This is a genomic window from Dethiosulfovibrio peptidovorans DSM 11002 (assembly GCF_000172975.1).
Classification (GTDB): domain Bacteria; phylum Synergistota; class Synergistia; order Synergistales; family Dethiosulfovibrionaceae; genus Dethiosulfovibrio; species Dethiosulfovibrio peptidovorans.
In genome coordinates, this window is the sequence record NZ_ABTR02000001.1 from 522,594 (window position 1) to 543,858 (window position 21,265).

Below are 21,265 nucleotides of genomic sequence, written 5' to 3' on the forward strand. Positions count from 1 at the left end.
TTAATATCTCAATCCGACCTGGTAATCTCCATGTAGACCTTATCGTGTCTCTTGCCCTCCCGGAGGACCGCTTCCCTTCTGACGCCGAAGGTCCTGAAGCCTATTCTCTCGTAGCACCTGATGGCCCTGTCGTTGTAGGCCACCACCTGGAGCATTACGTTGTGAAGGTTCAGGACGTCGAAGCCGTATCTCACAAGCAGAGAGAGGGCCTCCCCTCCGTATCCCTTGCCCCAGTAGTCCTTGTCGCCTATGAATATGCCGACCTCGGCTGTCTGGTTCAAATGGTTCAGATTCATGAAGCCGCAGATTCCCAGAGGGGCGTCTGTCTCCAGATCGACGATACAGTAGTTGTGCTCCCGAGAGAGTTTATCCAAGGCCTCCCTCTCGGCCTGAAGAGGGTAGCACGACGGCGCCTCGGTCAGGTATCTGGTGACGTCGTAGTCGTTGATCCACCGGGTAAATACCGGAGCGTCGTCCGGGTCCACCGGCGAAAGGTAGCACATCTCCCCCATCATCTTCTTGAAATACAAGAGACATCACTCCACTCTCATCTTATGTCCTTCATAGTCCCCAGTTTTAACGACATCGCTTCAGAGCCTCCACCGATGGAGACGCCAGGACCTTGACGTTTCTGGTGATCTTCTCCGGCGGCCAATCCCACCACCTCAGCTTCAGCAGCATCTCCACGGTCGAGTCGTCGAAGCGCTTTTTTATCTCCGACGCGGGATTTCCACCTACCACCGTGTAGGGAGGAACGTCTTTTGTGACCACCGCCCCGGCACCTATAACCGCTCCGTCCCCTATGGTAACCCCTCCCAGTATCGTGGCCCTGAAGCCTATCCACACGTCGTTGCCCACAACGATGTCGCCTCTGAGGACCGGCTCGAAGGGCGCTGGCTCCCAGCCGCTGCCCATGAGGCCGAAGGGGTAGGTACTCACGTTGTCTATGGGGTGGTTTCCACCGCTCATGACGAACACCGTCTCGGCCCCGATGGAGCAGAATTTGCCGATGATCAACTTTTCCTGGACCGAGTGGATTACGTTTTTCTCGAACTCCAGCGGCCTGTCCCCTCGGATGTCGTCGTAGTAGGTGTAGTCTCCCACTATTATGTTGGGGCTTTTGACCACGTTTTTGAGGAACACCAACTGGGAGTACCTCTTTCTGGGGTGGACCTTATCGGGATCGGGCCCCTTCATCACAGGGACGTGGAGTCGATGGATTTTTTTGTTCCTATGCTTCCGGGCCTTCTCGATCATAGCCTCTCGTTCGTCCGTCATGCAGAACCATCACCGCCCTATCGCCCAACGGCATGGATCGATTATCGAGACAGAAAATTCGTCACCATCTCGGCCAGTTCTTTCGGATACTGGTAGACCAGGCCGTGGCCTCCATCGGAGAAGGAGCGGAAGGAACCGTCGGGCAGGGCTTTCACCAGCTCTCTGGACAGAGACGCCGGGATGACTCCGTCCATCTCTCCCGCCACCACCAGGGTTGGAACGGATATGGACGGCACCCTGTCGCAGCAGCCCTTCCAAGACGCTATGGCCTTGACCTGCCCCGCTATGCCCTCGGCACAGCGGGAGTAGACGGTCATAGGTCGGGATAGGAATGCCTTCTCGAACCCGGGATGGAAGTCCAGCCATGGACGGGGGAAAAGCATCCTCAAAGTCGTCTTCGTCCTATCCATACCCGTTTCCGACAGGTCCATCAGGTCGCCGAAGGTCTCCGGGCGACTGACCAGCGCCGCTCGATGATCGCAGCAGGTACCGTAGAGTACCAGATCCCTGACAAGCTCAGGCCGGGCCAGTGTCAGCTCCTGGGCAACGTAGCCCCCCATGGACCAACCGAGAACGTGGGTCGACTCGATTCCTAGATGGTCCAAGAGACCCGCGGCGTCGGATGCGAACCTCTCTATGCTAGGGGGCTCTGTGCCTATGGAGCTTTCTCCCACTCCCCTATTGTCGAAGGCTATTACCTTGAACTTTTTCATCAAGGTCGAGACGAAGGGGAATCCCCAAAAGTCCATGGTGCCGCCGAAGCCCATGATCAAAAGGAGAGGCTCGCCCTGTCCCGCAACGGTGTAGGCCAACGATACGTCGTCGATCTGGGCGGTTCGAAACCCCTGAGACATCAGTCTACCACCAGATCCGTAAGTTCTTCCGCCGAGACTCCCAGGATGTATTTTCCCACAGGAAGGGACGACAAAACCTCCGAGACGGCCTTACGGTCGAACCGGACGCCTCTGAGGACGTTTTCCAGATCGGAGGGATCGGCCACGCTGAAGAAGTCTCCCCTTATGGCGACGTCCTCTATCGTACCTTCTTTTACGTCCAAATAGACCTGCACCTTCCCCTTCTCGAAGCGGCGCTCCGACGACAGGGAGAAAGGAGGCGAGCTGCCCCACACCCAGTCCCAGGTGGCGTACTTGGAGTCCCTCATTTCCGAGATCTCCCTCACCTCGTCATCCTCCAGGGAACGGGAGGTTCCTCCGAAGGGAGCGGCGAAGTAGGACATCAGTCCCTCTATGAAGTCCTCCATCGGCATCGGTTTGGGCAGATGGGGGGTTACGTTGGTCACCCTGCTTCTGACCGAGGCGACTCCTTTGGACTTGAACTTTTCCGGATCGACCGACAGGGAGGCTGCTACATCCTCAAGGCAGGAGTCGAACATTATGGTACCGTGATGGAGCATGGTATTTTTGCTCACGTGCTGGGCGTTGCCGGAGAACTTCTTGCCCTCTATGGTGAGGTCGTTTCTCCCGGTAAGCTCCGCCTTCACCCCTATGCTGTCCAGATATTCCAGGAGGGGCTTGGTGTAGAGGGCGAAGTCCAATCCCCGAGAATCCCTGTCTCCGACCGGCAGTATGAAGGTGTAGTTCAGGTTGCCCAGGTCGTGATACACCGCTCCTCCACCGGTGGTGCGACGGACGACCGCCACTCCTCTCTCTCGGAGAAAGGGCGGGTTGACCTCCCCTGCGGCATTTTGGAAACGTCCAACCACCACCGTCGGCCTGTTCCGCCAGAGGATTATGTAGCCGTCCCCCGTTTCGGAGGATCGACCGAACAGAACCTCTTCCATGGCGAGATTGAAGAAAGGATCGTCATCTCTATGTATTATGCAGTGCATCGTCATCGGTATTCCTCCCCATATCGATAGGATATCGATGACATGGTACCACGGCTTTTACCGCCGGGACAGCCGTCAGTCCCTATCTTTTCGGAGGTATCTCTCTGTCCAGGGACAGCACCTTATGCATATTCCGCAGATGGCGTGGTTCAGGCCCCTCTCGTCCATGAAAAATTTCAGCTGCCCCATACAGGCCTCTATCTCAACCAGAGACCCTCTGTCCATTCCGGGACTCCAGCTTCTATCTCCCGGGGCGTTGACGGGACATTCTTGCAGACAGGCGCTGCAAGTTCCACAACTGGATTCTAAGACCGGGACGTCGGCATCGAGAGGGGCATCGGTGAATACAGTGCCGAGTCGAACGGCAGAGCCGTACTCCTCCGTGATCAGCAGGGCGTTCTTTCCTATCCAGCCCAGTCCGGCCAGGGTCGCGGCGGTCTTGTGGGGAAAGGAGGCGCTCAAGGTCCGGCGATCGAAGTCGGGAGAGGACGCGGGCTCCATCTCCGCTTTGTGTCCTCGGTCGGAGAGAAAACGGACTATTCGATTCAGTATGTCGTTTATTCTGCCGTTCACCGACGTATATTCATCCTGGTATCTCAGACTCGGACCATCGGACAGAGTCTCGACTATATCGGGGTTTAAAGCTACAGCCACCGATATGGCCCGCGGAAACGGCATTTTCAGCCCGGAGATATCTGCCACGCCGATCAGATCGGCCCCCCAACCAAGGGTATTTTCCTTCAGTTCAACAGTAAGATCGTTCATCTAAATAGCCTCCTCGCCGATAGCGTCTAAAGGCATTGTATCCTCTAAAGAGGGGCGGATCATCTAGGTAGATTCGATTATGCAACATACACCTGATATAGGTATTTTTACCTATCGTCCATGAGGTTTTTCTCCCGATGCGGCTGAAAACGGAAAGACATATACTTTGTTCACAGAGCGAGATACTGAGTACCTCCAAGCAAGACGACGCCACACACACTTCTTCAAGAAACTCACACACTTCTATAACTCCTTGACGTAAGCCCGGGGCCTGAGCCCCGGGCTTACGTCCTTTCACCGTATAGACCTAATCGGCCAGTCCTCGAAAGTAAAGGTCCAGCATCGGGCCGACCAGAGATGATGGAGAGAAGGACTCGGAGGAATAGAGGCTTCGCTCCATTAGGCCGAAGATCAGGAATCGAAGGGATTCCGCTGCCGCCCGAAGGTTTACCGATCTAGAGATGTCCCCGGCCCCTCGGGCCTCCGTCAAGGCCTTCTCGATTCTGATTAAGGTACTCTCCCTCATTCCCTCTATCGCCAACAATACCCGTTCGTCCTCGACCAGACTTCGACGATCCAGGAAGATGGATAAAAGCCTTCGGGCATTCTCGCTCTCCTCGAATATGGAGATTTCCTCTCTCGCCATGGTGGAAAGCCTCTCCAAAGGAGGGCCTTCTCCACTCAATGTGGACTCCTCTATACGGTCGACTATATCGACAGCGTAGTCCATCAGCTCCAAAAGCAACCCCGCCTTCCCTCCGAAATGGCGGTAGAGGGCTCCCTTGGTGAAGCCGGCCTCCCTTCCTATCTCCACCAAGGTAACCCCGTCCACCCCTCTGACGGAAAAGAGCTCGGCGGAGACGTCCAGAAGCCTCTTTCTGGTCTTCGCAGCCTCCTCCCTGGTTCTACGACCCATAGGAGGTCTCTTTGGAGGAAATGCCGTACATGGCACAGTACATCACCGGCACGACAACCAGGGTCAGGACGGTGGCGAAGGAGAGTCCGAACATTATGGTGACGGCCATGGAGGCGAAGAAGTCATCCAGCGCCAGAGGGGCCATGCCGAGCACTGTGGTCATAGCCGCCATCATGACCGGCCGAACCCTTCCGGTAGAGGCGTCCAGCACAGCGGAAAAACGGGGTTTCCCCGCTGCCATATCAAGCTCTATCTGATCCAGAAGCACTATGGCATTCTTTATGAGCATGCCTATCAGGCTTAGATAGCCTAGCAGGGCCATGAAGCCGAAGCTTCGTCCCGTTATCAGAAGCCCGGAGGTAACTCCTATGGCGGCCAGAGGCAGACACAGAAAGACCGCCGCGGGTTGGCGAAAGCCGTTGAATAGCCCCATGACCACGATAACCATAAATACCAGGCTCAACAGGAAGGGCCCTACTAGGGCTTCTTGAGATGTTCTGGAATCCTCGTACTCCCCTCCCCATTCGACATCGTAGCCGTCCGGAAGCTTCAAGGCTTCCACCATGGGTATCAGTCTGCGTCTGAGGTCCTCCGCCGATCCCTTCAGCGAATCACACTGAGGGGTTATAACCCTGGAGCGATTCCTCCGCCATATCAGAGGGTCCTCCCAGAGCAGCTCCATGTTCGAGACCACCTGTCCGATAGGCACGAACCGCATCAGACCCCGGCTCCAGACCTGGACGTCCGCCGCGGAATCCAGGTCGGCTCTCTCCGCCTCGGGAACCCTGAGTTTTATGGGCAGGAGCTCGTCGCCCTCCCGGTAGACCCCTACTGTGCGACCGTCGAAGGTCCCCTTCAAGGACGACGCTATGTCCCCCCTGGTCAGTCCGGCCCTCCGGGCCTTGGCCTCGTCCACCTCTGGCACCAAAATCTTCACCCTCTGGCGCCAGTCGTCCCTGACGTCTATGCCGTCGGGATCGGCTGCCATGGCGGCCTTGACCCTTTCGGAGAGGGCCCGAAGTACCGAGGGATCGTCGCCGGTTATCCGCAGTTTTATCTCCGCTCCGGTGCTGGGCCCCTTCTTGAATCTCTCGAAACGGGGCTCCGAGTCGGGGAATCGCTCGGCTATCCATCGAGACTGCCTGGCGATTATTCCTCCTATTTCGTCGTAATCGTCAACGGTCACAAGGATAAATCCGTAGGAGCTATCCGGCAGCTCTGGCTCGAAGGCCAGATAAAATCGAAGGGGCCCCTCCCCTGCGAAGGATGCCACCGATTCGACGGAGGACTCGCTTTCCAGTAGATGTCGTGAGATCTCCCTCAGGTCGCTGTCGGTTCCGGTGACGTCGGTGCCCTTCGGCAGCCTGTAATGGATCATAAACTGATCTCGAACCATGTCGGGGAAAAAGCTCTGCCCAACGAAGCGAAATCCCCACAGAGCCAGCAGAAGCAGGGCCGCCATTACCCCTAGAGTGACCCACCGTCTTTCGACGCAGTCGATGAGGAAGCCCCTGTAGAACCTATGAAAACGGGATCTTCCTCCGTTTTCGTCATCTATCTCGGGGGTCAGAAACATCACCGCCAAGACAGGGGTCACCGTTATGGCCAGAAACCAGGACAGGAGAAGCGACGCCGCCACGACCTGAAAGAGGCTGCGGCAGAACTCACCTGTGACGTCTTTGGAGAGACCTATGGCGGAGAAGGCCAGTATGGCCACGGCGGTAGCTCCCAGCAGGGGCCATTTGGTCTCGTCGACGACCCGATCCGCCGCGGTCTCTCCGTCCTCTCCGGAGGAGATGCCCACCAAGATCCCCTCGGTGACAACTATGGCGTTGTCCACCAGCATACCGAGGCAGATTATGAGGGCTCCCAGAGAGACGCTGTGGAGCTCTATTCCCATTATCCTCATGGCTATGAAGGTTCCGGCTATGGTGAGAAGCAGTATAGCTCCCATCAGAAGACCGCTGGTGATTCCCATGAAGACCACCAGGAGCCCCACCACTATGGCCACAGCCTCGGCCAAGTTCAAAGCGAATCCCCTGACCGCATCTTTCACCAGATCGCTTTGGAAGGTTACAGTCTCTACCTCGACTCCCAGAGGAAGGTCTTTTCTTATCCTCTCGAGCTCTCCCCGGACCATCTCTCCCATTCGGACCACGTTGCCTCCCGGCACGGTGGAGACCCCTATGGCGATGGCCGGGGTTCCATCGTAGGACATCATCCGGGAGGGAGGATCCAGGTAGCCCCGGGATACCTGGGCCACGTCTTTAAGGTAGACCAGTCTTCCTCCTGAAGCTCCTCTTATTAAGAGATCCCCTATGCTCTCAACCGAATCCACGCTGCCCGAGGGATCTATGGGAACCCTGAGAGATCCGGCCATGACGGACCCCGAGTCCACCTCCAGGTTCTGTCCCTGAAGGGTGGCGGCTATCTGCTCCGGCGATATTCCCAGCTCGGCCATTTTAGCCCTTGAGATCTCGACGAATACCGCTTCGGTCCTGTCTCCCCACAGGGACACCTGCGCCACATCCGGAACCAGGAGCAGGATTTTTTTTATGTCTTCGGCATGGCGTTTCAGATCGGCCAGAGGGTAGCCGTCGCCGGTAACCGCGAAGACCACTCCGAAGACGTCTCCGAAATCGTCGTTCACCATAGACGGACCCGCTCCAGGAGGCAGATGTCTCTGGGCCTCCTTTACCTTTCGCCTTAGCTCGTCCCAGACCTGAGGAAGTTCGTCGGAGTATTCGTCCTTTATGTCCACATATACGACCGACAGCCCCCTCTCCGATCTGGAACGGACCCTCTTGAGCTGGGGCAACCTCTGGATAGCCTGTTCCACCTCGTCCGTGACCTCTTCCTCCACCTCCATGGGGGATGCTCCAGGGTAGGCTGTCACGACGAGGGCGGTCTTGACGGTGAAGTCAGGATCTTCCAGCCTTCCCAACCCGAAATAGGCCCACGCTCCTCCCAAAGCCAGAAGGACAGCCACGAAGAGGGTGAAGGACCTTCTCTTCATGGCCCACCGGGCCACGCTCATCTCGCCGCCTCCGACAGCCTCACGACTTGCCCCTCCCGTATCGAGTGGACCCCGGCGGTCACTACCCTATCTCCGGAGACCACATCTCCCGAAACGTCCACCCGACCGTCACACAGACCTACCACCTCTACCGAGGCCCAGTGGACCCTCATGTCCTCTCCGAGGGTCCATACACCAGGGCCTTGATCGCCGGAGAGAAGAGCCTCTATTGGAATACGGTAGACCGGCTCGGAACCGAGGCGATTTATCCTGGCCGATACCTGAACGGCCATTCCTGGAAGGAGCCTTACTCCTTCCGGTATATCCATGGAGAAGGTGGCCCTGTAGGTCTGGGTCTCCCTGTCGGGGACGGAGGAGAACTCCACGAGCTTAAGGGGGAAATCCCTGCCGGGAAGAAAGTTGAACGACGCCCATACATCCAGATCCTCCGGATCGAGTCTGGCGGCGGATTCGGGTACATCTGCCACTATCTCCACCGACGAGGTGCTCTGAAGGCCGATGACCGGCTGTCTGGCCGTCAAGAACTGATAGTTTTCAACCATCCTACTGGACACGACTCCATCGAAGGGAGCCCTGAGCTCCGTGTCGACCAGGGCGGCTGCGGCAGCTTTTTCCCTTGCCTCCAGAGATTTTATGCCCGACTCCATGGCCTTTATATCCTCGTCCCTGGCTCCTTTTCTGGCCTTCCTGAGCTCCTGTCTCGCCGCCGCCAGAGACGACTCGGCCACGACTTTGGCGGTCCTGTAACGATCGTATTCGGACTGAGAGATAACCTTGGCCTGATAGAGTCTCTCGAAACGTCGAAACTGAGCCTCCGCCTCCTCTGCCCTGGCTTGAGCCGAAGCGACCTGGGCCTCCAGAGACCGGAGATCCTCGTTCCTGGCGCCCTTTTTCATGGCATCCAGGTTGGCCTTGGCCTGAGACAGAGCACCCCGCGCCTGCTCCAACGCCAGACGGAAATCCCTGGGGTCTATCCTAGCCAGTAGGTCACCCTTCGAGACTCGGTCTCCCTCCCGGGCGGGAAGTTCCACCAAGGGACCGGACACCCTAAAGGCCATGTCCACCCGTTTGGAGGGCCTGACCCTTCCCGGCACGGTGCGGACCGAGTCGCCGTTTATGGGCCTCAGCACCTCCGACTTGACCGGACGAACCGCCATAGGCTTTCTGTTGGCTCCGTCTCGAGAGAAAAAGCGAGGGCCCAAAAGCACCGCCACAAGGGCAAGGGCCAGAAAAAGAGGATATATACGGCTCAACTTTTTATATGATTTCACGGGATCACCCCTATATTTAGATTCATAGAGTATCTATATTGCGGATTATAGAAACCCACCGGGGCATAGTCAACGGGAAGTGCTAAAATTTACGGACTCACTGTTAGGGGGAATAATCTTGTTCTATCTTGGATTGGCGGCCATAGTAACCCTTTTTCTCGCTCTGGGCTTCAATGCCTCCAGAAAGGTCTCCTCGTCGTCGGACTACGCCGTCGCCGGTAGATCCACCGGAGCGATAGGGGTCGGAGGGATAATAATGGGGGCCATGGTAGGGGGGGCCTCCACGGTGGGGACGGTTCAGATGGCCTATTCTCTGGGCCTTTCGGCCTGGTGGTTCACCTTGGGAGCCGGAACGGGGTGTCTGATTCTCGGGCTCTGGTTCGCCGGTCCTCTAAGAGGATCGGGGCTGGTCACAGTGCCCGAGTTTCTGGCCGGAAAGTACGGTCGGAAGATGAGCGGTCTGTCCATGGCGGCGTCCTCCGCAGGAACTTTTCTCTCCATAGTGGCCCAGTTCCTGGCCGGGACAGCCCTTTTTCGCTCCCTCCTGCCAATATCGGTACCGGCATCTACGGCCCTGCTGGCGGTGCTCATACTGGGCTTCATATACGCCGGAGGGCTGAAGAGCTACAGCTCGGTGGGCAGCGCCAAGATGGTGGCCCTCTACGCAACGATGATCCTCGGATCCATCGCGGCTTTGACCGTTTTGAGCTCTCCTACAGAGATATTCCGGACACTTCCGGCGACCCCCTGGTTCGATCTATTCGGCAGAGGCTTCCGGTCCGACGGCAACGCCCTGCTTTCGCTAATAGCCGGGGTCTTCTGCACCCAGATATACATACAGGGGGTTTTCGCAGCTTCCGACGAAAAAACGGCCAGAAAGGGGGCCCTCATGGCGGCCTTCTTCATCCCTCCTGTGGGGCTCATGGGGGTCTCCATCGGACTGGCGATGAGGGCATCGGGAACCGTGGTGGAACCGGCTATGGCTCTGCCCGCCTTCCTGCTGGCCTCATTCCCGGACGCCCTGGCCGGAGTCCTGTGGGGGGCTTTGGTAATAACCGTCGTGGGAGCCGGTGCGGGGCTGTCCTTCGGGATCGCCACCAATCTGGTGAGAGATCTGATCATACCCGGAGCCGGTTCGTCCGCAGCAAACAAGGAACTCCCCCTTAGCCGATGGGCGGTGGCCCTGGTGGTATGTACGGCAGCCGCCACCGGGTGTATGGTCGAGGGCAGCCTGATCCTTCAGTGGAGCTACCTGAGCATGGGGCTGAGAGGAGCCGGGACCTTCGTCCCCTTGATGATAGCCATGATATGGCCCGACAGGCTGTCACCCCGATGGGCCCTGGCGGCCAACGGCGGTGGGCTGGCGACAATGATAGCCTCGGGGGTCATGCATACCCCCGTGCCTCCTATGGCGAGCGGTCTGGCGGTCAGCGCCGCGATAGCACTGTTTGGGATGACGAGGAAAAGGACATGACGGTTTTCTGGAGGTGCTTTCTAGCCGCTTATTTCATACAGGCCATGCTCGCGGCGGGGTTCCTTTTCCCCGTCGTGCTGAGCGCCGAGGGATATTCGATGACCGCCATAGGATGGGCCATGGCCCTCTTGAACCTGACGGCGATAGCGTCCCGCCCTCTCGGAGGTTGGGCCACGGAGAAAAAGGGTTTCAAGGGATGTCTGATGCTCTCCGGAGTTCTGTCTCTTATCGCGACAGCCGCTTTATGGCTTATACCGGGACTTCCGGGGGCCCTTACCTTTCGGATCGTCCTCGGCGCAGTGGGAGGCATAGCGATGGTGGCGGTCTCCACTTTGCAGGGTCTGGTGATACCGGAAAAACAGAGAGGCAGGCTCTTCGCCATAATGGGTATAGCTTACGTAATACCTCAGCTGACGGTGATCCCCGTCGGAGAGTGGCTCCTAGACGGAGGACGGACATGGCTCTATCTCATGCTTCCCATGCTGCTGACCCTCTCCGCCTCGGCGGTAAGCAGAGGACTTCCCGCACCGGAGGATCTGAGAGACGAGCTTGACCGTTCCCAGCCGTGGGGAAGTTGGAGAGAATGCCTAAACACGCCGGGGACCTTGGCGATGATAATAACCTTGACGTCTTTTTCCATGATGAACTCTACGACCCTTCAGTATTTTCCTCTGGCGATCAGGGAAAAGGGCCTTTCGGCGAGCTTATTCTTCACCGTAAACGCCGGGACCTGCGTGATACTACGCTCCTTCGGGACCTCCATCGTCGACAGGATCCCACGTCCCGTTCTGGGAACGGTCTGTATAACGATTATGGCCAGCGCTCTGACCGTAGCTTTAAAGACGTCCTCCCAGACCGGGCTGGCCCTGTGCGCCGTGGCATACGGAATAGGAATGGGATACGGATTTCCCGTGATGATAGCCCTCATTCCCGACGTATATCCTCCCAGGCTCATGCCTAAAGGATCCTCCATGGGCATGCTCGCCATGGATCTGGGATTCGCTCTCTCCCCTCTGGCAATAGGGGCTATATCGGCGTCTTTCGGTCTGGAAAGGGCTATGCTGTCCATGGCCTGGGCTCAATACGCCATAGCCCCAGCCGGGCTGCTTATGTGGAGAAAAAAACCTAATAAAAAGGAGATTTTCAAATGTTGGATAATATAAAGAAAAAGGCCGGAGAGATCAAAGGCGACATCGCCGCCTGGAGGCATCACTTTCACAGCCACCCGGAGCTCTCCTATCAGGAGACCGAGACCGCGACAAGAATAGCCTCCATTCTTAGGGATATGGGCTACGACGACGTAAAGGTCGGCTGCAAGGGCAGGGATATCTGCGTGGTCGCCGACCTCGACACGGGAAGACCGGGAAAATGCATCGCTCTCAGGGCCGACATCGACGCACTGGCGGTTCAGGAGGAGAGGGACGTTCCCTACCGTTCGAAAAACGACGGAGTGATGCACGCCTGCGGACACGACGCCCACGCCTCGATGCTTCTGGGGGCGGCGAGGATATTGAAGGACATCGAGCCGGAGCTGAAAGGCAAGGTACGGCTTATCTTCCAGCACGCCGAGGAACGGGGCGGAGGCGCCAGAGAGCTGGTGGAGGAAGGAGTTCTGGACGGCGTGGACGCCGTTTTCGGCCAGCATATATGGTCCCCCGTTCCAAGCGGATCCATAAGCTACTGTTACGGTCCCACCATGGCCTCGGCCGATCAGTTCGAGCTCAGAATTCAGGGCAGGGGAGGACACGGATCGATGCCTCACCTGTCGATAGATCCGGTGGTGGCGGCCTGTTCGGTAGTGTCGGCCTGGCAGACCATAGTGAGCAGAGAGGTGGATCCTCTGGACGCGGCGGTTATCTCCGTAGGCGAGATAAAAAGCGGCAGCGTCTTCAACGCCATTCCCGACTCGGCCACGATAAAGGGGACCACCCGCACCTTCGACCCTGCCGTGAGGGAGTTGCTGGCAAAGAGGATGGAGGAGACAGCTGTGGCCATATGCTCCGGCCTGAGATGCCAAGCCGAGTTCGAATATAAATTCATGCTTTCCCCGACGATAACGGACCCGGAATTCACCCGTTTCGCCGTGGAGGTGGCAAAGAAGGTTCTGGGAGAGGACAAGGTCGTAGAGGCCAGGCCCACTATGGGAGCCGAGGACTTCAGCTACTATCTTCAGGAACGGCCTGGTACATTCATGTTCTTGGGAACGGGAAACGAGGAGAAGGACATGACCTACCCTCAACATCATCCGAAATACTGCGTCGACGACGATGTCCTGGACCTGGGAGCGGCCATGTCGGCATCCATAGCCTGGTCCTATCTGAAAGAAGGAGAATAGAAAACTCGGAGGGGAGCTGGCTTGAACCGGTTCCCCTCCGTGTTTTCGGATAGAGACGACCTATCGCCTGAACTTGAACAGCGTCAGAGGCAGGATCAACATCGCAGCAGCAGGGGCAAAGCCGACGGCACATCCTCCGCCGCCGCCGAAGAGACTACCTCCGGAGACCGATACCGTAGCGCTGTCCTGGACCGAGCTACCGTCGCTGCTCTTGGCGTAGATAATGGCGGTACCACTGGAAACTCCGGTCACTACGCCGTTACCCGAGACTGTTGCCACTTTGGGGTCGCTGGAGGACCAGCTTATGACCTTGTTGGTAGCATTGGAAGGGCTCACCGTCAGCCCCAGGGTCACGGACTCTCCCGCATCAAGGTACAGCTCTTTCTGGCTTGGAGAGATAGCGATGGAGGTCACCGGTATCCCTGCCCGGATTCCCCTTAGTGCATCGTAGAGGTTTAGCTCTCCCGCCGTGGAGACATTGCCGGTCAGAAAATAGTTGGATTTGGCGTTGGCCAATATCCTGGCCTTTATATCCCCGGCGGAAAGACCTCCGTCATAGGCCGCCAGAAGTGCGGCGGCGCCGGCCACGTGAGGACTCGCCATGGAGGTTCCCCTGTAGGAGACATAGCTATCGTTGGACACGGTGCTTATTATGGAGACCCCGGGAGCCGCGATATGGACGTAGTTGGGGCTGTGGTTGGAGAAACTGGGCATCCAACCGCTCTCGTCGATGGCCCCCACGGTGATCATGTTATCGAACTGGAAACAGGCGGGATAAGGCCTCTGACCGGTGAGATCGACCCATACGTCGTTACCGAACTCATCCTCATCCCAATAACCGGTGGGAGAATCTATGTCCTGCGCCTCGTTCCCGGCTGCCACGACCAGGACTATGCCCGCATCCGAAATAGCCTTGAACGTCAGAGCGTAAGGATCCGATTCCGGATTGCATATAGGATAACCCCAGCCGCCCAAAGACATGTTTGCCACCCTTATGTTCAATCCTCTGTGCTTTTGGGCAACCACGTAGTTAAGACCCGCCACTATCTGATCGCCGGTTCCCGAGCCCTTATCGTTCAGCACGCGAACCGCCAGAAGGCCTACATTCCAGTTGACCCCGACGACTCCGATATCGTTGCTTCCGACCGCTCCGATCGTACCCGCTACGTGGGTTCCATGACCGTTGCCGTCGTCGGGCACATAGTCGTCGTCAACCGAATCATATCCCCACCGACCGTCCAGGTCTTTGACCAGGTTTCCAACCAGATCGCTGTGATCCAGGTCCACACCGGAATCGATGACGGCTACACACACTCCGTCGCTGCCGGTGGACAGATCCCAGGCGGCGGGAGCCCCTATTCGGGCCATTCCCCACATATCGCCGCTGACGTAGTAGGGGTCCGAGGGGTTCTTGTCGGAGATCTTGAATATATAGTTAGGACACGCCCCGATCACCTGAGGAAGCCCCTGAAGCTCCGCAATGAGTTCCTCGGTGGTCTTTCCCTCCGTTTTTACGTAAACCACGTTCCTCCCCGACTCGAGTGCTATAGAGGAAAAAACCCTTATCGACTCGGCCCCCACCGAGGCTCCCAGGGCCTCGGCCTGAGAGAATAGTTTAGCCCTGAAAGCGGAAGAATCCGAGGTGGAGAGCCCTACGGGACCGTTCAGCACCACCAGGGCCTCTCCCTCGACATAGTTTCTCCCCGAAAGGGAGGCACAGGCGAGAGAGGAGAAACCGATGGAAAGGGAGATAGCTAAGAACAGAGAAAAGAGCGTTTTTTTAAACAAAACGCACACCGACCTTTCGAATCAGATACCTTTTTTGGACGTCCCAACGGGAGTCGATATCATTTTCTGCACCTCGTTAGGAGAGACCGCCTCTATGAAGGGGTCGGATCTCATGTTCTCCAACAGCTCCGCCTCGAACTTTCCGTCAACGGCAGCCCTATCGCTGATCACGAAGAACATTCCCTTCCCGCTGGACCGAGAGATGGCGCTGAAGCTGTTTTTCACCTCCACGCCGTATCTCACGGACAGATACTCGGCCTGAAAATCCAACATGACCGAAACCGCCACGTTCCTGTCGTTTCCCTCAAAGTCCATGACTGCCTCTCTGGCCTTGAATAGAACCATGTACTCACCCGGGACCACCTCGGAGGCGAAAGCAGAACCGACGACCAGACCGATCAGACAGATAGCGCAGACAAATCCCCTCAAGTCCAATTCCTCCTTTTTTAAATCCATCTTTTGGTACGGCCAGAAAAACCGCCACAGATCCCGAAAGGCACCGGCCAGGATTACTTCTGGACAAAACCAAAGGGTCTAGTCTCAAAATGTAAAAGCGCAGACCACTGAAGCGACCACAAAAACGGCAAGTAGTCGGAATCGGGACAGCAACAAACCCTCTCCTTTCGAAGAACGATTTTCTATAATCATACATCAAACCTTATCTTAAAAGGAATACCAATTTACAGTCTTCCCCTGCGATAGTCTATACGACGATCCCGGCCGCGGCATCCACGTATCGCAACACCACCGCCGCGGCAAGAGCCGCACGGGCCATCACCCGCTCCGCCAAGCCACCTGTCTTGAAAACCTGTAGAAAAAGCCTCTGTCTTTTCCAGGGAACGAGAAGAGGCATAGGGCCGAAAAAAGCGTCCTCCGCCAGATGGAGAAGACAGCCTACCAACCACCAGAAGAGAAAAAAAGCCGCCGTAGCTGTTATCGACTTGGGCCCTACCGGAACGTAAAGATCGCCTCCGATGCTCTCGATCAAGCCGGGGAAGGGATTGGCCTCCAGATATTTCCCGGTGAGCCAAGCCAGGGCCAGATATGGAGGAAACCAGTGACTCCACTTACGATGATACTTCATCCATCTCCTGCCACAAACTATCCTCTCGATCGAATCGGGAAAAATCGCTCCGGCCGATGCCACCGACGCCGGAATAACCCTTCCGGTGGCGCCGTATACAAGGGCAAAGGACATTATGGCGTGGCTGGCTCCCAGCATGAAGACACCTCCCTTCTAAGTTAATGTATCGAAAAAGTATACCATGAGCGACGTTCCATGTCGCCTTGACTAATATCTTAGGCCCGACTATAGTTGCTTAAGCAACCTTTGTCCTCCTACAGGGAAGGGGATAGTTAGATGGCGAAAGTTCCTAAGGGGAAAAAGGCGGAGATGATGGGGAGCTATCCGGTAGGAGCGATACTCTGGAAGCTGTCGCTTCCTACCATAACGGGGATGGTCGTCCAGGCATCGTACAACATGGTGGACGCGGCCTTCATAGGCAAGGGAGTAGGGACCCTGGCCCTCGGAGGAACTACCATATGCCTTCCATTTCAGATGTTGATGGGCGCCATGGGGGGAGCTATCGGCATGGGCGGAGCGTCTCTGGTCTCCAGGGCCCTGGGACGACATGACAGGGAGCTGGCCTCCCGAGCTCTGGGGAACGTGGTGGCCTTGGCCCTTATCCTGGGTATAGCAGCTACGCTGCTGGGCAAGGCATCCGCCGAGGCTGTGGTGACCCTGTTCGGAGCCAGCGAGGAGATAAAGCCCTACGCTCTGGAATACCTGGGGATAATACTCCTGAGCTGTCCCTTGACCCTGCTGGCGATGTCGTCCAATGCGGTGGTCCGGTCCGAGGGGAACGCCAACGTAGCCATGTTATCCATGGTCATATCCGGTCTGGCCAACGTTTTTCTGGACTGGTTGTTCATCTTCCACTTCCATATGGGAGTAGCCGGAGCCGCATGGGGAACGCTGATTTCCAAACTCTTGGTGGTGATATGGCTGGTCTCCCACTTCACCGTCTCCCCTCACAAGGTGATAAAGCTCTCTCCTAGGAGGTTGAGAGTCGACAGGGATATAGTCTCCGAGATTTCCTCCATAGGGGTCTCGGCTTTCGTCAGAATGGCCGGAACCAGTCTGGTCATGGCATCGGTCAACAACGCCATGGGAATATACGGTGGCCCCTACTACGTCGCAGCCTACGGTGTAATCAACAGGGTCATGTCAATAGTCTACATGGCGGTCAACGGGGTCGCCCTGGGAATGCAGCCTCTGGCGGGATACAACTACGGTGCGGGACTGTTCGACCGGGTCCGGTCCTCCATAAAGCTGTCCATCATATGGGGAACCGGAGGCTGCGTGTTCTTCTTCCTGCTGCTATTCTTCCTGCCAGAGAGGGTGTTCTCCCTTTTTACCAACGACCCCGATCTCATAGCCGCCGGGGTGGTATCTCTGCCTACCATAGTGGCAGGAACGAGCCTCGTGGCGATACACAGGATAGGGGCCACCGCATTTCAGGCCCTGGGTAAGGGCAAACCGGCCTTCTGGCTTTCCATGACAAGGCACGTACTGGTTTTTCTGCCCCTTCTGGCGATCCTCCCTCGGTTCATGGGACTGACCGGAGTGCTTCTCTCCTTTCCCCTGGCCGATGCGATAGCGGCTGGCATAACCCTGCTTCCTCTGAGGAAGGAGATGAGGCAGCTTAAAAAGGAGGTTCTATCTACCTTATGAAGAACTCTATGGGACGGTGGATCTCCATAATCCACAGGCTCTCCCACTCTTACATGTCGACGGCTATCTCGCCGGAGGAAATAGGCTGCGGCGAGTTCGGGGCGCTGTTCTGCCTGAACTCGATGGACCGAGACCTCCCCTCTCAGGAGGAACTGCGAGAGAAGCTGGAGATGGACAAGGGAGCACTGGCCAGGACACTGGCGGGGATGGAGGACAAGGGACTGATAACCAGAGAGAGGGATAGATCGGACCGACGGATACTCCGTCTGGGGCTGACCTCTAAGGGGAAGGCCCTAGTGGAAAAGAAGATCTCCGCCATGGATCGGTGGAACGAGGCCATATCGGAGGGAATAGACGAAGGGGATCTGGAGACGACGGCGAGGACAATGGAGAGAATGGCCAAAAACGCCGTGGCCTTCAGGGAAAGAGGATGGAAGAAAAAAACGGAAGGGGAGATTTCCGAATGAAATACCGTAAGATGCCCAAGACCGGCGATGAACTGTCCGCACTGGGATTCGGCTGTATGAGGCTCCCGATGGGAGAAAACGGGAAAGTTGACACCGACGAGGCGGTCAGGGTGATCCGCCGGGGAATCGACGGCGGGATAAACTATGTGGACACAGCCTGGCCCTACCACGACGGAGACGGAGAGCTGTACCTGGCCAAAGCGCTAAAAGACGGCTACAGGGAGAAGGTTTTCCTGGCCACCAAGCTCCCGGTCTGGCTGGCGGAGAAACCGGAGGACATGGACGACTTTCTGGACCGCCAGCTGGAGAGACTGGAGACTGGCCATATAGACTACTACCTTGTCCACGCCCTGAACAAGGCGCGGTGGAGACACGCCGAGTCGCTTAAGGTAGGGGAATTTCTGGACCGAGCCAAAAGAGCGGGCAAGATCAAGAACGCCGGTTTCTCATTCCACGACGGCCCGGACCTGTTCGACGCCATACTGAACGCCTACGACTGGGACTTATGCCAGATACAGTACAACTTCATAGACCGCAACTACCAGGCGGGAGAAAAAGGTCTTAAGGCTGCCGCGGAAAAGGGGCTCGGGGTAATAGTTATGGAACCCCTCAGAGGAGGAGCCCTGGTCAGGACGGTTCCGGAAGACGTGGCTAAGATATGGAGGGAGAACGCCCCCGGCAGATCTCCCGCCCAATGGGGACTTCGATGGCTATGGGACCAACCGGAGGTGTCGGTGGTCCTCAGCGGAATGAGCTCCATGGAGCAGGTCGAGGACAACCTCGAGGCCGCCGAACAGGGCTACCCCGGAAACCTTACCGAGACGGAGAGAACCGCGGTGGATAAAGCGGCTCGGATATACATGGACCGTATGGCCGTGAACTGCACCGGATGCCGTTACTGCATGCCCTGCCCCGCCGGGGTGAAGATTCCCGAGTGTTTCGCCCAGTACAACAAGGTCACCATGCTGGACGACCTGGCGGGAGCCAAACAGTTCTACGGAGTGTTAACCAAGGACGGAGGCAAGGCGTCCCAGTGCGTGGAGTGCGGAAAGTGCGAGACCGCCTGCCCTCAGAACATCCCGATAAGGAAGGCCCTCAAGGAAGTGGTCCAGCTTCTGGAAAATGAAAACTAGAGCGAGAAGAGGCCGTATCGGTTCGAACCGATACGGCCTCTTCTCTTTTTTCATCTCTTACCGAATCCCCTGGGGGGCGTTCCCATGTTCTCCGAGGAGAACCATTCGGGAAGATCGATTGGGGTCATCACAGGATCGGGAACCACCGACTGTCTGAAGCATTTTCCCTCCGGATCGGCGAACCAACGGACACCCTTAGCCTTGGGACCGGGGGGATAGAACTCTCTATAGCCTTTTTTGTCGACCAGTGCCCATCTTCCCCACGACATGGAATCGCCTCCGGGCTTGCCGGGGGCCTCTCCTATGCCGTCGGAGGAGAACCAATCGGGCCGGGGGATGGTCTCCAAAGATGCGTCGGGAACCACCGCCGTAAGAAAACAGTTTCCATCGGGGTCGGAGAAAAACCGCACGCCCTTCACAGGCACGGGAGAGAAAAACTCTCTATAGCTATCGCCCTCCAGAAAGACCCAGTTTCCCCACGACATAGAGGGAGACTCGATCGCCTCCGATCGGGTCACCAAGGCGCAAAGGACCAAAGCCGCGCATATCGTCCAGATATTTCTCATTCTATCACCTCCATATCAACCACTGTATCACAGAACCGGAGCTTGTTAATTGTTCTGGCCCCGACCTCGCTCTAATCGGAGCCCTCGAGCTCCTTCCTTATCTTGTCCAGGTAGGCCTGGCTCTCGTCGCTCAGCTCTATGCCCTTCGGCTCGTCCTTCTTCAGAGCCCGAGCCTGCACCGGGCCGTACTCCGACATAGGAGCCCAGCCTCCTCCTAGGGCCTTGAAGATCCTCACCAGGTTCGACAGCATCTCGCCTTCGCTGACGGCCAGCTGTTCTTCCAGATCCAGCAGCGCCCTCTGAGCTATTATGACGTTGTTGAAGTCGGTGAGGCCGTTTACGTATTGGTCCTCCGCCACTGCCATGGCGGAGGCGGCGGACTCGACTCCTCTGCCTAGGGACTCGTTTCTGAGCCTTTCCTGGGTCTCGGCGGTGAGGGCGTTTCGCACCTCGGCTACAGCGTTCAATACGGTCTGCTCGTAGTTTGCCAGAGCCTGTTTCTGTTTCTCGGTCTGCACCTTTATGTTCTTCCTGATAGCCCCCCCGTGGAAGATGGGCCAGGAAATCTTGGGGCCTATGGAGTACACCCCTCCGTCCGACACGGAAAGCCCCCCGGCGGAGCTGTAGGACTCTAGTCCGATAGAGCCGAACAGGCTAAATTTCGGCAGGAAGTCCTTCCTGGAAGCGTCCTTTCTAGCTATCTGGGCGGCCAGCTGTCTCTCGGCCATGTAGATATCCGGACGCTGACGGATGAAATCGGCGGGAATGCCGACGAGATCTATCTTCTCGGGATCGGGAAGTTCTTCGTAGTCGAAAAGCTCCTCCGCCAGACTCCCGGGAACCTGACCGACCAGTATGGCCAGCCTGTTCATAGCCTCCTCTATCCCTGTCTTTATTGGAGGGATGGACGACCGGGTCTGCTCCATGGTGTACTTGGCCTGACTGAGGGCAAGCTCGTCGGCCAGTCCCGAATCGTACTGCGACTGCAGCAGCTCCAATGTGGCGTTCTGAAGCCCCAGGTTCTTCTCTGCTACCATCAGCCTTTTCTGAAGGGTCCTCAAGGATATATAGTTGAGAGCCACCTCGGAGGAGAGACTCACCCATGAGTTGTGCAGAGCCCCGTATCTGGCCTGAAGGTCTGCGGCGCTGGCCTTTATCTTAAGGGCCTGACCGCCGAAGAGATCTATCTCCCATGATGCGTCTATACCCAGCTTGTAGAGGTCTATGGGCCCTACCTGGGAGCCAGTCAGACTGGCGTTCTCTCCGGTCTTCATGTTGGTGAAGGATCCGGCGCTGTCCAACCAGGGCAGAAGGGCTGCCTTGCTTATTCCCAGAGCGGCTCTCGCCTCGGCGAAGCTGGACCGAGCCGAGGCCATGTCCCTGTTGTTCTCCAGAGAGGCCAATATGAGCCTCGTCAGGGTCTCGTCGCCGAGGGAATTCCACCAGTTTGCCAACACCTCCGGGGCCGGAGCGTCCGGGGTATCCAAAGCGGCGAAATAGGGCATGGGATACCGTTTCGCCATCTTCCGCCAGTCCCCCAGCTCCAGATTAATATCCTTAGACGCAGGCTCCTCAGCGGCGAAAGCGATAACGGGCATCACCGCAGTCAGTGCCACGAAAACCGCTAAAGCGGCGATAAATTTTCTCAAAAG

General features: G+C 57.2%; 19 protein-coding genes. 6 read left to right on the plus strand and 13 right to left on the minus strand.

Annotation, left to right across the window (positions count from 1 at the left end; genetic code table 11):
• Positions 1 to 8: 8 nt before the first annotated feature.
• The 8 genes from DPEP_RS02690 to DPEP_RS02725 all read right to left on the minus strand — a co-directional run bounded on the left by DPEP_RS02690 (position 9) and on the right by DPEP_RS02725 (position 9,116).
• Positions 9 to 530, minus strand: a complete 522-nt coding sequence (locus tag DPEP_RS02690) for a GNAT family N-acetyltransferase (protein ID WP_005659353.1) — start codon at positions 528 to 530, stop codon at positions 9 to 11.
• Between the two features lie 46 nt (positions 531 to 576).
• Positions 577 to 1,197, minus strand: a complete 621-nt coding sequence (locus tag DPEP_RS02695) for a CatB-related O-acetyltransferase (RefSeq protein WP_040382877.1) — start codon at positions 1,195 to 1,197, stop codon at positions 577 to 579.
• A gap of 122 nt (positions 1,198 to 1,319) precedes the next feature.
• Complete coding sequence (locus DPEP_RS02700; RefSeq protein ID WP_005659356.1) at positions 1,320 to 2,132, minus strand: alpha/beta fold hydrolase; 813 nt, start codon at positions 2,130 to 2,132, stop codon at positions 1,320 to 1,322.
• Positions 2,132 to 3,133, minus strand: coding sequence for a lipoate--protein ligase (locus tag DPEP_RS02705; RefSeq protein ID WP_005659357.1), 1,002 nt, complete (start codon positions 3,131 to 3,133; stop codon positions 2,132 to 2,134). The genes DPEP_RS02700 and DPEP_RS02705 overlap by 1 nt, the downstream gene beginning before the upstream one ends.
• Before the next feature lie 69 nt (positions 3,134 to 3,202).
• Positions 3,203 to 3,892, minus strand: coding sequence for an epoxyqueuosine reductase (locus DPEP_RS02710; RefSeq protein ID WP_005659359.1), 690 nt, complete (start codon positions 3,890 to 3,892; stop codon positions 3,203 to 3,205).
• A 307-nt stretch (positions 3,893 to 4,199) separates the two neighbouring features.
• Entirely contained in the window at positions 4,200 to 4,808 is a 609-nt protein-coding gene (locus DPEP_RS12620; RefSeq protein WP_005659361.1) for a TetR family transcriptional regulator, read from the minus strand.
• Positions 4,798 to 7,845 carry an efflux RND transporter permease subunit gene (locus DPEP_RS02720; protein ID WP_005659363.1) on the minus strand — a complete coding sequence of 1,016 codons (3,048 nt, stop codon included), beginning with the start codon at positions 7,843 to 7,845 and terminating at the stop codon, positions 4,798 to 4,800. Before DPEP_RS02720 ends, DPEP_RS12620 begins: the two co-directional genes overlap by 11 nt.
• Positions 7,842 to 9,116 (minus strand): efflux RND transporter periplasmic adaptor subunit, encoded by a 1,275-nt coding sequence (locus tag DPEP_RS02725; RefSeq protein ID WP_005659365.1) that lies wholly within the window; start codon positions 9,114 to 9,116, stop codon positions 7,842 to 7,844. The genes DPEP_RS02720 and DPEP_RS02725 overlap by 4 nt, the downstream gene beginning before the upstream one ends.
• Before the next feature lie 118 nt (positions 9,117 to 9,234).
• Here DPEP_RS02725 and DPEP_RS02730 point away from each other — a divergent pair, with 118 nt between their 5' ends.
• Genes DPEP_RS02730 through DPEP_RS02740 form a run of 3 tightly spaced genes read left to right on the plus strand, consistent with a single transcriptional unit; the run spans position 9,235 to position 12,925 of the window.
• The gene (locus DPEP_RS02730; RefSeq protein ID WP_005659366.1) at positions 9,235 to 10,590 is read left to right on the plus strand and encodes a sodium:solute symporter family protein; all 1,356 of its coding nucleotides are present in this window, start codon (positions 9,235 to 9,237) and stop codon (positions 10,588 to 10,590) included.
• On the plus strand, positions 10,587 to 11,753 hold the full coding sequence (locus DPEP_RS02735) for an MFS transporter (protein ID WP_005659368.1): 1,167 nt from the start codon (positions 10,587 to 10,589) through the stop codon (positions 11,751 to 11,753). Before DPEP_RS02730 ends, DPEP_RS02735 begins: the two co-directional genes overlap by 4 nt.
• Positions 11,738 to 12,925 carry a M20 metallopeptidase family protein gene (locus DPEP_RS02740; protein ID WP_005659370.1) on the plus strand — a complete coding sequence of 396 codons (1,188 nt, stop codon included), beginning with the start codon at positions 11,738 to 11,740 and terminating at the stop codon, positions 12,923 to 12,925. The genes DPEP_RS02735 and DPEP_RS02740 overlap by 16 nt, the downstream gene beginning before the upstream one ends.
• Before the next feature lie 60 nt (positions 12,926 to 12,985).
• Here the strand turns inward: DPEP_RS02740 and DPEP_RS13630 are convergent, their stop codons facing one another.
• The 3 genes from DPEP_RS13630 to DPEP_RS02755 form a co-directional block, all read right to left on the minus strand.
• Positions 12,986 to 14,713, minus strand: coding sequence for a S8 family serine peptidase (locus DPEP_RS13630; RefSeq protein WP_005659372.1), 1,728 nt, complete (start codon positions 14,711 to 14,713; stop codon positions 12,986 to 12,988).
• 21 nt (positions 14,714 to 14,734) lie between these two features.
• A complete protein-coding gene (locus DPEP_RS02750) occupies positions 14,735 to 15,142 on the minus strand; it encodes a hypothetical protein (protein ID WP_005659373.1) in 408 nt (135 codons plus the stop codon).
• 274 nt (positions 15,143 to 15,416) lie between these two features.
• Complete coding sequence (locus tag DPEP_RS02755) at positions 15,417 to 15,935, minus strand: metal-dependent hydrolase (RefSeq protein WP_005659375.1); 519 nt, start codon at positions 15,933 to 15,935, stop codon at positions 15,417 to 15,419.
• 138 nt (positions 15,936 to 16,073) lie between these two features.
• On the opposite strand from DPEP_RS02755, the gene DPEP_RS02760 reads away from it, so the two are divergent.
• Genes DPEP_RS02760 through DPEP_RS02770 form a run of 3 tightly spaced genes read left to right on the plus strand, consistent with a single transcriptional unit; the run spans position 16,074 to position 19,047 of the window.
• Complete coding sequence (locus tag DPEP_RS02760; RefSeq protein ID WP_005659377.1) at positions 16,074 to 17,447, plus strand: MATE family efflux transporter; 1,374 nt, start codon at positions 16,074 to 16,076, stop codon at positions 17,445 to 17,447.
• A complete protein-coding gene (locus DPEP_RS02765) occupies positions 17,444 to 17,914 on the plus strand; it encodes a MarR family winged helix-turn-helix transcriptional regulator (RefSeq protein WP_005659379.1) in 471 nt (156 codons plus the stop codon). The genes DPEP_RS02760 and DPEP_RS02765 overlap by 4 nt, the downstream gene beginning before the upstream one ends.
• On the plus strand, positions 17,911 to 19,047 hold the full coding sequence (locus tag DPEP_RS02770; RefSeq protein ID WP_005659380.1) for an aldo/keto reductase: 1,137 nt from the start codon (positions 17,911 to 17,913) through the stop codon (positions 19,045 to 19,047). The genes DPEP_RS02765 and DPEP_RS02770 overlap by 4 nt, the downstream gene beginning before the upstream one ends.
• 50 nt (positions 19,048 to 19,097) lie before the next feature.
• On the opposite strand, the gene DPEP_RS02775 is transcribed toward DPEP_RS02770, so the two are convergent.
• Both DPEP_RS02775 and DPEP_RS02780 read right to left on the minus strand, forming a co-directional pair.
• A complete protein-coding gene (locus DPEP_RS02775) occupies positions 19,098 to 19,613 on the minus strand; it encodes a hypothetical protein (protein WP_005659381.1) in 516 nt (171 codons plus the stop codon).
• A 71-nt stretch (positions 19,614 to 19,684) separates the two neighbouring features.
• Positions 19,685 to 21,262: an efflux transporter outer membrane subunit gene (locus DPEP_RS02780; protein WP_005659382.1), complete on the minus strand. Its 1,578-nt coding sequence runs from the start codon at positions 21,260 to 21,262 to the stop codon at positions 19,685 to 19,687.
• Between the last annotated feature and the right edge of the window lie 3 nt (positions 21,263 to 21,265).